At 61.2% G+C, this 13193-nt stretch carries 11 protein-coding genes; 7 read left to right on the top strand and 4 right to left on the bottom strand.

From position 1 onward, the window contains the following. Positions 1-128 precede the first annotated feature (128 nt). The gene (locus AC4GYV_RS11905; protein ID WP_491100920.1) at positions 129-1313 is read right to left on the bottom strand and encodes a hypothetical protein; all 1185 of its coding nucleotides are present in this window, start codon (positions 1311-1313) and stop codon (positions 129-131) included. 220 nt (positions 1314-1533) lie between these two features. Between AC4GYV_RS11905 and AC4GYV_RS11900 the strand changes: the two genes are divergently transcribed. The 3 genes from AC4GYV_RS11900 (at position 1534) to AC4GYV_RS11890 (ending at position 4556) form a co-directional block, all read left to right on the top strand. Beyond that, positions 1534-2370, top strand: coding sequence for a bestrophin-like domain (locus tag AC4GYV_RS11900; protein ID WP_491100919.1), 837 nt, complete (start codon positions 1534-1536; stop codon positions 2368-2370). Between the two features lie 259 nt (positions 2371-2629). Further along, positions 2630-4108 carry a DUF1254 domain-containing protein gene (locus AC4GYV_RS11895; RefSeq protein WP_491100918.1) on the top strand — a complete coding sequence of 493 codons (1479 nt, stop codon included), beginning with the start codon at positions 2630-2632 and terminating at the stop codon, positions 4106-4108. A gap of 16 nt (positions 4109-4124) precedes the next feature. Then, positions 4125-4556, top strand: a complete 432-nt coding sequence (locus AC4GYV_RS11890; protein WP_491100917.1) for a DUF2721 domain-containing protein — start codon at positions 4125-4127, stop codon at positions 4554-4556. A gap of 9 nt (positions 4557-4565) precedes the next feature. On the opposite strand, the gene AC4GYV_RS11885 is transcribed toward AC4GYV_RS11890, so the two are convergent. Next, positions 4566-5765, bottom strand: a complete 1200-nt coding sequence (locus tag AC4GYV_RS11885) for a pyrophosphate--fructose-6-phosphate 1-phosphotransferase (RefSeq protein ID WP_491100916.1) — start codon at positions 5763-5765, stop codon at positions 4566-4568. Between the two features lie 128 nt (positions 5766-5893). Here AC4GYV_RS11885 and AC4GYV_RS11880 point away from each other — a divergent pair, with 128 nt between their 5' ends. Then, on the top strand, positions 5894-8542 hold the full coding sequence (locus AC4GYV_RS11880; protein ID WP_491100915.1) for a M1 family metallopeptidase: 2649 nt from the start codon (positions 5894-5896) through the stop codon (positions 8540-8542). A gap of 9 nt (positions 8543-8551) precedes the next feature. On the opposite strand, the gene AC4GYV_RS11875 is transcribed toward AC4GYV_RS11880, so the two are convergent. After that, on the bottom strand, positions 8552-9343 hold the full coding sequence (locus AC4GYV_RS11875) for an alpha/beta fold hydrolase (RefSeq protein WP_491100914.1): 792 nt from the start codon (positions 9341-9343) through the stop codon (positions 8552-8554). 44 nt (positions 9344-9387) lie between these two features. Here AC4GYV_RS11875 and AC4GYV_RS11870 point away from each other — a divergent pair, with 44 nt between their 5' ends. From AC4GYV_RS11870 to AC4GYV_RS11860, 3 genes are all read left to right on the top strand, one after another. Further along, positions 9388-9861, top strand: coding sequence for a (2Fe-2S)-binding protein (locus tag AC4GYV_RS11870; protein ID WP_491100913.1), 474 nt, complete (start codon positions 9388-9390; stop codon positions 9859-9861). Between the two features lie 81 nt (positions 9862-9942). Beyond that, entirely contained in the window at positions 9943-10740 is a 798-nt protein-coding gene (locus tag AC4GYV_RS11865) for an RcnB family protein (protein ID WP_491100912.1), read from the top strand. A gap of 93 nt (positions 10741-10833) precedes the next feature. Then, entirely contained in the window at positions 10834-12651 is a 1818-nt protein-coding gene (locus AC4GYV_RS11860; RefSeq protein WP_491100911.1) for a DUF885 domain-containing protein, read from the top strand. Here the strand turns inward: AC4GYV_RS11860 and AC4GYV_RS11855 are convergent. Beyond that, the gene (locus AC4GYV_RS11855) at positions 12648-13154 is read right to left on the bottom strand and encodes an Lrp/AsnC family transcriptional regulator (RefSeq protein WP_491101598.1); all 507 of its coding nucleotides are present in this window, start codon (positions 13152-13154) and stop codon (positions 12648-12650) included. The two genes, AC4GYV_RS11860 and AC4GYV_RS11855, sit on opposite strands and share 4 nt — an antisense overlap. Positions 13155-13193 lie beyond the last annotated feature (39 nt).

The following is a 13193-nucleotide window of genomic DNA, read 5'->3' as shown; positions in this document are numbered from 1 at the left end:
TGCAGGACCAGGTCGTGGTATTCGGGCAAGACAAACGGAGCCGCATCGCCCCAGCATGCCACAGCCGCCCGTATGTAGGACAGTGGAATGTCCGCTTTGGGTGGAAAGCAGACATTCTTCCTGCGAACTTAAGGCCAAAGCGCATATTGCGCGGGCTCTGAGCGGAGAATCTGCACAGCCCGTTTCCCCTTAACGCTCAGAAATGGGGACAGAGTTTCGAATGGTACGGTTACATCATCTCCACACGCCTGAACCGCATGTCCCAGGCTGGGTGTGAAGACAAAACCGCGACGACCAACACCGACCGACCAGAAGTTTGTGGACACGTCAGAGCAATCCTCCATTTTCAGCCGGTCTGCGCGCTTGAGGACTTGCTTCGCCAATGCAGCTGACAAGGGCAGCGTATTTGGCTCATCATCGAAGTTGACGGGACTGATCAGCTTAAGCGTTTCCTGATCAAGCGCCCGAGGAAGGAGCCAGCTGATGATCTCGACCTCGCTTCCAGTTTTGCGATCGAAGATGCGAGGATAGTTTGAGCTGTCTGGATGCGGTCCTCCGCAACTTTGTTCGCGATGTTCATTCGCGATGACAAAGCGGCGGCCGATCCGCGTCGGTTCAAGCAAGTGGTAGAACGTGCCCCCAGCATTTCCCGCTCCGAGCAGGCACTCTGTCCAGCCGCTTTCGCTGGGGCCCCGCAAATCGATATACGATGCCAAGCGCTTATTGAGTGCTATCGAGCCGGGATCGACACCCGGGAGGCGAAAAGTCCGATACTCGTAGTCGTCCCGATTATGAGGCGGTCTCGCGATCAAACGAGTGAGTTTGATCGAACCCACGTTAAAGGGCTCCTCGCTGACGGATAGAGGCTCAATGCGCTTACCCAGATATGCGATGCTGTTACATCCATCGTCATCTGCAGTGGCCTGGGGTAGCGACACGCGCCTCAGTTCAAGTGGTTGCTGAGAGCCGCCATCCACGCGCTGCCCGACAACCCGCCCGGAAGCTTCGAGCCTCAGGCGCCATCTCGGGTTCTTGGGGTTTCTCTCATCCTGTTCGGCAAGCTGGAGAGAACTTTCTGCCCAAAGCCAGATGCTCTTCTTATCTTGGACCCGATAATAGGACCCGATGTCACCGTCGAAGCACGCCATCACCTTCTGATCTCCGACCGTGCCCTCCCAAACCCCGGTCAGATCTCGTGACGCTTTAGGGGTGTAAACGGGCACAGCTGCCGGCTCGACCGTGGCCGCGATGCCGGGCACACAAGGCTGGCAAATCACACTGACCGCTAACGCAGCGACGATAGTCTTGAGCATACAAGTCCCCCGGCGCGGACGACATCGCAGGGTGAGTTAATGTCCGCAATGGGTCGTAAGCGGTCGTTCCAAAAGCTCAGCAAGAACCGGCTACCCGGGTAAATTCCCGATAGTGATCGGTAGCAAGGAGGGATGAAGCACGCTCACTCAAAGAGGAGCCGCTCATGCCCGTGAATCATATCCTTGGTCCGGAGCCAAAAGGTCGCCGGATCCCCGCAAAATGATCGCGTGGTTTACTCATCTCCTTTCGATCACGACCATTTGGCTTCTCGGGATCATCTTGTTCGGCGGGATGCTCGTTTCGGCCCTGGTAGGGTCGGGTTTGCGAAGACGGCACGATCGATCTCAGTCGACGGATGAGGAAGACAAGGGCAGCGACAAGGAGGGCTTGGTCGTATCGTCGGTGATGGGCCTCCTTGCCTTATTGGTGGGCTTCACCTTTTCGCTTGCGCTCGATCGCTTTGATGCGCGACGCGCGGCTGTATTGGATGAGGCCAATACCATCGGCACGGCCTATCTACAGACGCAATTGCTTGACCAGCCTTACCGCGACAAGCTGAGCGAGCTTCTCGACGATTATGCCTCCAACCGGCTAGTGCTTTCCAAGACGAGGCCCGGGAGAGAAACGGACACAGCACTCGCGACGAACGACCGGCTGGTAGCCGCAATCTGGCAGGCGATGGTTGCAGCGTTCCCGTCCGTTAAGGGTTACGACTTTTCGAGCACGTATGTCTCGTCGATCAATTCTATGATCGACATGGATGCGTCTCGGCGCGCGGCGCGACGGGCAACCATCCCCCGCGAAGTCTTCCTCCTGCTGATCGTCTACCAACTCGTCGCCGCAGGCGTGGTAGGCTACGTGCTCACTGGAGACCGCGGGCGCCAGGCGGCGGCATTCCTGTTCCTGCTGTTCGGCTTGTCGTTGCTGGTCGTGATCGACCTCGATCGACCAACGACGGGATGGATCAGGGTTTCGCAGCAGCCGATGATCGACGTGGTCGAGTTCATGCGCGCGAACCCGCCAGAAAGTTTCGATCCCCCTCCAACCGTTCACTGACCGGGTGGCTGATCACCAACGGAAGACCGCGCGAGTTCGGAAAGCACTCATCTGCGGCAGTCTCGAAGCGTTCGGTCGTGACGATGCATCTCGTACAAGTTGGTGGATCCTAGCTCAGGCGGCCCTCCAGCGATCTCACACTGCTGATCGCCTGGCCACTACAACGCGCTCTGAGAAACAGCAGTGGTTTTACCTGATGGCGATGCGCTCAGGGCCCCCGCATTTGCGAGCGGTCTAAGGCAACTGAAGGAAGCATCTTATGGGTACGAAGTGTGAGCTCTCCCGTCGCTACAAGTTTCTGACAGCTGCGGGCATTGCCCTCGCGCTTCCAACCCTGAGCGGATGCAACCGGGCGAGCTCGGAGCCGGGATCGGGTTCGGCCTCGGATTCGAATACGGGCGCAGCGGCCGCCGGCGCCGACGATCCAGCGACCATCGCGAAGGATGCCTATGTCTACGGCTATTCGCTCATCACGACCGACGTGACGCGCCAGCAGATGAGCAATGTGCCGAAGCAAGAGGGGCTCAAGAGTCCTATCGGAATGTTCACCAATGTTCCGCGCTATCCGCCTGCCAATTATCGCGGCGTTTCCGCGCCGAACGCCGACACGCTATATTCGCTCGCCTGGGTCGATCTGAAGGAACCTGTGGTCTTTTCCCATCCGGACATGGGCAATCGATTCTACCTGTTCGAGATGGTCGATCTGTGGATGGGAATCACCGAGACGCCCGGTTCGCGAACCGTGGGTGGAAAAGCAGCGAAATATCTCCTCACCGGCCCGGGTTGGAACGGTCAGGTCCCAGCGGGCATGACCCAGATCAAATTTCCGACCCGATATATGGTCATCCTTGGGCGTACCTACGCCGACGGCCAGGAAGCCGACTACAAGGCGGTCAACGCGCTCCAGGCGCAATACTCGCTCACGCCGCTTTCGTCGTACGGGAAGCCGTTCACCTATCAGGCGCCTCCCGTCGATCCGAACCCCGGCTTCTCGATGACCGACAAACCGCAAAAGGCGATCCTCGACATGGGCACCGCAGGTTACTTCAACCTGCTGGCCAAGCTGATGTGCAAGGATGCGCCGCCCGCACCGGAAGACGCTCCGATTCTGAAGCGCATGGCGACGATCGGCGTCGAGCCCTGCAAGCCATTCGACGAGTCCAAGCTCGATGCATCAATCCAGGCTGAGCTTCCCAAGAAGGCGCTGGCCGACATCGAGGCCCACAAGAACGACATGGGCAAGATCGAGAACGGCTGGATCATTTCGAAGGGTCTGGGCCGTTACGGCACCGATTATATGAAGCGGGCGGTTGTCGCGGCGTTTGGCTGGCCAGCGAACCTTCAAGACGATGCCGTTTATCCTTATACGGAAGTCGACAGCAACGGGCAGCAGCTGACCGGCGCGAACAAATACACGATCACCTTCCCGAAGGGACAGACGCCGCCGGTCAGCGGATTCTGGTCGATCACCATGTATATGGTCGATGGCGGTTGGTGGTTCGTGCCGAACCCGCTCAACAAGTTCACGGTAAGCCCGCGGAACAATCTGAAGCCGAATCCAGATGGTTCGATCACTTTGTACCTCCAGGCGGACTCGCCGGGTAAGGACAAGGAGTCCAATTGGCTGCCCGCGCCTAAGGGCCAGTTCATTCCAATGATGAGGATGTACGGGCCGAAGCCGAATAATCCGTCGATACTCGACGGCACCTGGTCGCCGCCACCGGTGGTCAAATCGTAAAGTGTTGCAGCCGTTGGTGCCGCCGAATCTGCCGGACGCCGAACGGCTTGCGCACATCTTTTCCACGGCGACCGCGCCGACGTTTTTCCTCGGGGCGGTCGCCGCATTCGCATCACTGATGACGTCGCGAATGAACGTGGCGATGGATCGTGTCCGCATGCTGAATTCCATCAAGGATGAGGACGAGGAGCGCGCTCATTTGAAAGCGGACGTTACCCGGCTCCTTCGGCGCGCTCGCCTGCTGAGGAGCGGGATTATCGCCGCCCTGGGCGCGGGTGTTTGCGCGACAGTCCTTCTTGCCGATTTGTTCATCAGTGAATTCCTGGGCTTGAAGCATGCGTATGGCGCAGCCCTGCTGTTTCTGATCGCCACCGTTTTCCTCGGGGTGGCTCTGATCAGGTTCGCTCAGGAAGTGATGATCAGCTTGGACGATCCGGACAGATTTTGACCGCTTAAGTCATCGCTGTCCGATGGCGCGCAGCAAGTCTACGAACCATTGCACCGACGTGTCGAATGGCTTGCCGCCGGCGATGCGGTCGAACTCGATCACGCGGAGCTCGTCACCGCGTTCCTCGTCCTGACCAACCACGCCGGATTCGCCGCGTAGTGCGGCGTCCACAGCGTAGGTCGTGCATTCGCGGATCAGCGCGAGATCGGCGTCATTCGCGGGCGCTGAGCGTGCAAAGTAACCGCTCTTTTGAACCAGCACCTTTTCCGCCCCCAGCTCGGCTGCGAATTGCTTGCCGAACCATTGGCCGGGGTTGATCTTATCGAGCCGAACATGACCGAAAGGATCGCGCGGGATGTCTTCGCCCGCCGCTTCCATCGCGGCGACGATCTCGCGCACGCCGGCACCCTCGGAAATGAAGAGGTTCACGCCGCCCTGCTCATCCATGATCTTGCGCAGGCGTCTGGCCTCGTCGCCAATGTCGAACGGCCGCTCCGGTACGAACACACCGTGCACATCCCAGCGCGCGGCCGAATTTTCCAACCACTCGGCAAAGGAAGCGTCGTGGACCCATTGATGATGAGCGAGAGCGGTCGCGGCGGTGAGCCACCCGCAATTGCGGCCCATCACCTCGTGGACGACCAGCATCCGCGGGTTTGACGAGCATTCGGCGATAATGTTGCGCGCATAAAGCGCGCCCTGCTCCGCGGCGCTCCATGCACCAAGGGTCTGACGGATGGGCACCACGTCATTGTCGATGGTCTTCGGCAGACCGACGACGGTTAACTCGTAACCGTGACTGCTGAGGTACGCTGCCAGATCGGCGGCAGTGGTGTTCGTATCGTCGCCGCCGATCGTGTGCAGGACATCGACGCCGTCGAGCCTTAGCTGCTCGGCGGCCACGTGAAGCGGATCCTGACCGGGCTCGACGAGGCCGCGTTTGACGCAGTCCTCGACATTGGTGAGCCGCACGCGACTGTTGCCGATCGGACTTCCGCCGAACGCGTGCAGGCGGCCGGCACTGGCTCGAACCTTGTCAGTCACTTCCACGGACTTGCCGGTCAGCAGACCGGCGTATCCGTTGAGGTATGCGATGATCCGGATGTCCGGTGCGACTTCGGTATAATGCTCAATCAGCCCGCCGACGGCGGCGGATAGGCAGGGCGCGAGACCGCCCGCGGTAAGCATTGCAACTTTAGTGACTGACACGCGCTCACTGTGCCAACTCGCCGGGGTCTCGACCAGACTTATTGCAATAGGTCTTGTGAGCCCTTTAGGCGCTTGTCATTCTTCCGCGTCGCTGTATTAGTCGAGCGATACAGCTTGAGGGGTCCTCCATGCGCGCGATTGCACTTTCACTGGCCTTGCTTTCCACGTCGGCACTTGCCGCCCCTCCAGCACCGAAGGCGCCGGCAATCGTCGCCGACGCGAAAGCGCCGAAGGGTAAACTTCCGGATGTCGCAGCGCCGACGGCTTACCGGCTGGATTTCACGATCGATCCCGCAGCCGCTCGGTTCAGTGGGCATGACGAGATCGACGTCACGCTGAAGCAGCCGACGAAGTCGCTTTACCTTCATGGCAAGGCACTAAACGTCGCCAAGGCGGTCGCAATTGTCGGCGGAAAGGCGATCGCTGGGAAGTGGACTCAGGTCGATAAGACGGGCACGGCGCGCCTCGATTTCGCCGAGGAAATTCCGGCGGGAGGCGCTACGCTGAAATTCGATTACAGCGCGCCGTTCGGCGACAGCGCGTCCGGCATGTTCCACGTCAAGGTCGACGGCAAATGGTACGCCTGGACGCAATTCGAGAGCATCGACGCGCGCGCCGCCTTCCCGGGCTTCGATGAGCCGGGCTTCAAGACGCCTTTCACGGTTTCAGTGACGACAAAGCCCGGCCTTCTCGTCGTCGGCAACGCGCCGGTGATCTCGGTGACGAAGGCCGCCAACGGATTGGTGAAGCATCAGCTTGCGCCGACGAAGCCGCTGCCAACTTACCTCGTCGCGGTCGATACGGGACCGTTCAAGCGTGAGGCCGGCAAGATCCCCGTCAATCAATATCGCAACTGGGCGATGGATTATGGCGCGGTCGCGACCCAGGCTCAGAAGGACAAGATGGCCTATGTGATGGCGGAAACGCCGCGCATCGTCAGCTTGCTCGAAGCCTATTTCGGCCAGGAATTCCCGTTCCCGAAGCTCGATCAGATCGGAACGCCGATCATGCCGGGCGCGATGGAGAATGCGGGCGCCGACACCTACGGCGATTCCATCATCTACCTCGCGCCGGGCGCGACAACGCGTGACAAGCAAGTCTTCGGAATGGTCGTCTCGCACGAGTTGGCGCACCAATGGTTTGGCGACCTGGTCACTCCGGCGTGGTGGAACGACATCTGGCTCAACGAGAGCTTCGCCAACTGGATGGGCTATCGCATCGGCAACGAGTGGCGTCCTGAGTTGAATATCGGTGTGGGCGCGCTCAACGAGGGCTTCGGCGCAATGAACACGGATGCGCTGCTTGCCGGCCGTCCAATACACCAGGCTATCGCAACCAACGGCGAGATCGATTCCGCGTTCGACAACATCACCTACGGCAAGGGTGGGCAGGTCGTTGCGATGATCGCCGCCTATCTTGGCGACGAGAAGTTCAAGGAAGGCGTGCGCCTCCACCTGAATCGACATCGCTACGGCAATGCGACGTCGGAGCAATTCTTCGAAGCGATCGCGGATGCGGCGAAAGATCCGCAGGTGCTCGCGGCGTTCAAGAGCTTCGTCGACCAGGCAGGTGTGCCCGTCGTGGACCTGCGTCGGAGCGGCGGCAGCCTGACTGCCACGCAGTCGCGCTTCGCTTTTCTCGGCACCAACGCGCCGGCGCAGATGTGGACCATTCCTCTGTGCGTTCGCGTCGGCGCCGCGAAGCAGTGCCAGCTGCTCAGCCAGAAGACGGCAAGCATCGCCGTCCCGGCCTCCGGCACGATCATGCCGAACGTCGGCGGCACGGGCTATTACCGGTTCAACCTGGAGCCCGCCGACTGGCAGTCGCTGATCGCGTCGTCCGCGCAGCTTTCGCCCGGCGAAGCGCTGGCGACGACGGACAGCCTCTGGGCCGCGTTTCGGGCAGGCAAGGCGCCAGCATCCTGGCTGGTCAACGAAGCGCGCGTTATGTCCGCGAACCCCAGTTCAGAAGTGAGTGTCGATCCCGGCATGCGTCTGCGCGGCATGCGCATTCGCGGCTTCATAGGTACGGAAGCTGAGCCTGCCTATCGGGCGCTGATCAACTCGATCTATGCGCCGCGCCTTGCGGCCATCGGCTTCGATCCGAAATTCGGCGCGCATTCCGCCGATGCTCCCGACAAGCAGCAGCTGAGGCAGCAGCTCGTCGAACTGCTCGCGCTTGAGGGAAGGGATGCCAAGCTGCGATCGACCCTCAAAGCGGCAGCGGAAAAGTATTTGGCGGGCGATAAGCAAGCCGTCGATCCGGGATTCCGCGCGACGGCTCTTGACGTTTACGCGTCGGACGGCGGTCTTCCGATTGCGAAGAAGCTGGTTGAGACCGCGCTGTCGAGCGAAGACCCGACTGTGCGCGACGCGGCGCTTAGCGCGGCTGCGTCGAGCGGTCATGCTGACGTTGCCAGTTATCTCCTAGCGCTCAAGGACAAGCGTCTGCGCAGCTTCGATCGGCTCGGACTGATCTTCAACATCGCCGGGACGCCGGAAACCCGCGACCTCGGAGGCGACTGGATCCTCAGCAATTACGACAAGCTGGCGGCCAGCGGGAACGGGATCTTCATCACGAGCCGCCTTCCGCAGGCGCTCGGCACGCAATGCGGCGTCGAGCAGTCGGCGCGCATCGAAAAGGTGCTTGGGCCTTCGGTCCGCAAGGCTGAAACAGGGCTTCTCTCTTTCCAGCGGACGGTCGAGTCCGTCCGCAATTGCGGCATCCTGAAGCAGGCAAAGGCGGCGGAGGTCGCGGCGGCTCTCAACGGGAAGTGAGCGCCGCGATCAGTAAGATCGCGAATCCACGCCGCGAATGAAGGCCCCGACGAGAAGGTTGAATTCGTCGGGGCGCTCGAAGTTGGACAAGTGCCCAGCCTGGTTGATCGTCTCGTACTGCGCGCCGGGAATAAGCTTGGTCAGGCTCGCCGATAGGGACGGCGGCGTGACCCGGTCCTCGGCCCCGCAGAGAACGAGCGTCGGCACGCGGATCGCCGCTGCGCGCTTAGTTTGATCCGCCAGCCAAACCGCTTCCACACCGGTGCGGTAGGCGGCGGGATCGATGCGGGCCATCGTGTCCACAACTTCACTTCGCACTGCTGGATCGCCGGGCTGGGCGAGGAGGGCGTCGACGCGGTTCTCGGCCAACGCCCGCAAGTCGCTGCTGGCGGCGATGGAGCGATCGTAAATCGCCTGACCATCCGGGTGCACGGCGAATGTGTCGGCAAGGATCAGCGACGCGATGCGCTTGGGCCAGGCATGATGCATGGCGATCGCCACTACGCCGCCCAGCGACAGGCCGCAGACATGAGCTTGCTGAATTCCCAGCTCCGTCATCGCAGCGAGGATCGTCGTCGCATAATCGTCGCGCGTCATGCCAACAGGCGCCGGATCGCTTTCCCCGTATCCTGGATAGTCGAACGCGACCGCCCGGCGTTCTGCGCGGAAGTGGTCGAGTTGCGGCCGCCACACGGACTTGTCGGAACCGACCCCGTGGAGAAAGACGATCGGCGTAGCGTCGCCCACGCCGGCGTCGGCGACGCCGATTGTTACCCCCGTCGCGGTGGTGATCCGAGCCATTCCCCATCTTGGCAGCCGTAGGGCTGGCTTGCTAGCCCACGCGCATGCCCCGAATGATCGTCAACGGCGAACCGCTCGACTACAAGCTCGACCCCGAGACGCCCTTGCTCTGGGCATTGCGCGATGCGTCGAATCTTACCGGAACCAAATATGGCTGCGACAGCGGCGATTGCGGCGCCTGCAAAGTGATCGTCGACGGGCGCGCTGTCACGAGTTGCAACGTCCCGATCGGCTCGCTGGAAGGTGCTACGGTGACGACGATCGAGGGCTTGTCGCTGGACCGGTCGCATCCCGTGCAGCAGGCGTGGCTCGCCGAGCAAGTGACGATGTGCGGCTATTGCGAGCCGGGGTTCATCATGGCGATTGCCGCGATGCTCCAGGCCGGTCCCCCTAGCGCAGAGGCGATTGCGGCGCTTCCGAACATCTGCCGCTGCGGCGCCTATCCGCGTATACAGATGGCGATTGCGCGGGCTGCTCAGGCAATGCCGGCGGCGCCCAATCCCAACTTACAAAGATGAATATACGCTACCGAAACGGTTAAGCGATCGCTCATATGCAGGAGAGCATTTGCGTGGCACGAACAGGAAAGGTTTGTGTTCATGCGTAGACTCCTCCTCTCTTTACTTTTGGCAAGTGTCGCCGCGACTCCAGCGCTCGCCGGTCCGCGCGACGACGATAACGATCGTCGTGCCGCGAAGGCCGAGCGTCAGCAGGTCCGCGAAGAGCGCCAGCAATCGCGCGAAGACCGCGCACCGCGCGAGCGCCCGCAGCTCAGCGGACAAGGCCAGGGCAATGTCCAAGGTCAGCACAACTTCAGCGGTGGCGGGAACAACGGCGGCGCTCCGACGCAATATGTTCGTCGGCAGAACAGCCAGCTGAATGTGCAGCCAGGAGCGAATGAGGGGTCGAACGGCACGCGCAATTACCGCCGCGTTCGGAACGCTGAAGATGTTCAGACGACGCAACCCCGCGACGGGCGACGCCTAACGAGCCCGTTTCGTCGCGTGGTCGGCGCGCCCATTGTGAGCGACACACCGCGTCCGGGTACGCAGCCGCCGCCTCGCGGCGATAATCATCATCACAACGGCTCCAACTGGAACACCAATTGGCGCAATGATCATCGCTACGACTGGAACGATTGGCGTCGTCGCCATCGTTCGAATTTCCATCTCGGAGTGTATTTCGATCCGTTCGGCTGGGGCTATCAGCCCTATTCGATCGGGTGGCGCCTGTGGCCGAACTATTATTCGAGCAACTACTGGATCAACGATCCCTGGCAGTACCGGCTGCCTTACCCGGCTCCGGGAACGCAGTGGGTGCGCTACTACAACGACGCTCTGCTCGTCGACATGTACAGCGGCCAAGTGGTCGACGTGATCTATAACTTCTTCTGGTAGAGTACGTCTCACCGTTGATCGAAGGGGCGTTGCAGCCTAGCTGCGGCGCCTCTTCTCGCATTCGGCGCTAGCTGCCGAGGGGGCCTGGGAAAAATGAAGTTCGTCCGACCGCTTATCCTGTCCTGCTCGCTTCTGGCGATTGGAGCTCCGGCACTGGCGCAAACCCCAACTCAGCCGAGCGCTTCGAGGCAGGCTGCGGCGCACGATCGCTTGTTTCGCGTCTTTAAGGACAGCGACGAAGCGTATCTTCGCCGCAATCCGCTTCAGGCGCTTTACCGCGGTGACCTGCGCTATGCGGATCAACTCGGGGACCTCTTCAGCGATCGCCACTACCAGGACGAGAAGGCCGCGGCCGAGCGTGACCTGGCTGCCCTGAAAGCGATTCCGCGCGAGCAGCTGAGCGCGACGGATCAGATCGCGTACGACGTGTTCCTGTTTCAGAGGCAGGACGATCTGCGCATGCTGCAGCCGGACCTGCTGCCGCTGATCGAAGCGCGTCCGATGAATCATTTCTACGGCCTGCACACCGAATATCCGACCATTGCGAGCGGGCAGGGCGGATCGTCATTCACCCGGGTGGTCGACTATCAAAACAGCCTGAAGCGCAACGTCGATTTTGCCCGGAACATCGACGAAGCGATCCGCCAATGGCGCAAGGGAATGGCGGAAGGCATCGTCGATTCGAAGCTGACCGTCCGCAACATGATCGAGCAGCTGGATGCCCAGCTGAAGCTGAAGCCGGAAGAATCGCCTTACTGGGGCCCGATCAAGAACTTCCCCGCTGGGCTCAGCGAAGCCCAGCGCACGCAGCTGACCAGCGAGTTTCGCAATTCGATTTCGACCGTCATCTATCCGGCGCTGACGCGGCTGCGCGCTTTTCTGCAGAACGAGTATCTGCCGCATGCCCGCGAGGGCGTCGGCCTCATGTACATGAAGGGCGGCAACGAGCTTTACCGGGCCGAGATCGTATCGACGACGACACTCAACATGACGCCCGACGAGATCCATCAGCTCGGGCTGAAGGAAGTCGCGCGCATCACCGAAGGGTTCGAGAAGATCCGCCAGGAGGTCGGCTTTCAGGGCGATCTGCACCGGTTCTTCGACTACATGCGTACCGACAAGAAGTTTCAGCCCGCAAGCCGGGAGTCGCTCACCGAGGACTTCTACCGCATCAAGAAAGCTGTCGACGCGAAGGTGCCGGACTATTTCCTGAAGGTGCCGAAAACGGCGCTCGTCATCCGGCCCTATCCGCCGTTCCGAGAGAAGTTCGAAGCAGGCGGAAGCTACGACAGCGGCACGCCGGATGGATCGCGGCCGGGTACTTTCTATTTCAACGCATACGATCTGCCGTCGCGCAGCACGTGGGAGGAGACTACGCTCTTCCTGCATGAGGGCGAGCCTGGGCACCACTTCCAGATCAGCCTGGCGCAGGAAGACAGCAGGCTTCCCTCATTCATGCGGTTCGGCGGGAATACGGCGTACGTCGAGGGTTGGGCGCTCTACGCCGAGACGCTCGGCTACGACATGGGCTTCTACAAGGATCCCTACGCGCGCTTCGGCACGCTCAACGACGAGATGCTGCGGGCAATGCGGCTGGTCGTCGACACCGGCATCCACTCCAAGGGTTGGACCCGCGATCAGGCCATCGAATATATGCTTTCGCATTCGGGCATGGGCCGCACCGATGCGACCGCGGAGGTCGAGCGATACATCGCGATTCCGAGCCAGGCGACATCATACAAGATCGGCGCGCTGACCATCCAGCGCCTGCGAGACAAGGCGAAGGCGGAGCTCGGGCCAAAGTTCGACATCCGCGAATTCCACGCGCAGGTGCTCGACAGTGGCGCCCTACCGCTCGGCATTCTCGAGCAAAAGATCGACCGCTGGATCGCAGCCAAAAAGGCGAGCTAGGCCTTCTCGCCCAGCGGGACGAACGGCGCGAACTTGATCTCCCGCTTCACGAAATGCGTTTCATAACGACGTACGGCTGATGACGAGACGAGAAGCTCGTCGGCGCAGGCGTTGAAATCGTCCATGCTCGCGCAATCGATCAACGCGAGCAGGTCGTGGGGGCCGGCGATCTCGTAGAAGAACTGGACCTCGTCGGCGGCGAGCATGCGGCGTTCGAGCGCGTTCTTTCCTTCAAGGTCGGCGTGCTCGCTCAGCTGAATCAAGACGATGGCGCGCAACCGCTTCTGGGTTAGCTTCGGCGAGAGGAGTGCAATCGTCCGCGCAATCCATCCATCGCCGCGCAATCGGCGCAAGCGGCGAGCGATCGCGGAGGGTGATAGCGACACCTCCGTGGCCAGCGAATCGGCCGTGCGCGCGTCATCACGCTGCACGAGGTTCAACAGGGCGAGATCAAAACGGTCGAGCACGAGCACGACGTTGCCAAATTTTGGCGCGGGGCGCATCAACTTTGCACGCAAAGCGCGCGGATTGCTGTTAGTGTG

The sequence above is a fragment of the Sphingomonas sp. SP4 genome (assembly GCF_058313375.1).
This window is presented reverse-complemented; position numbering and strand designations above follow the sequence as displayed.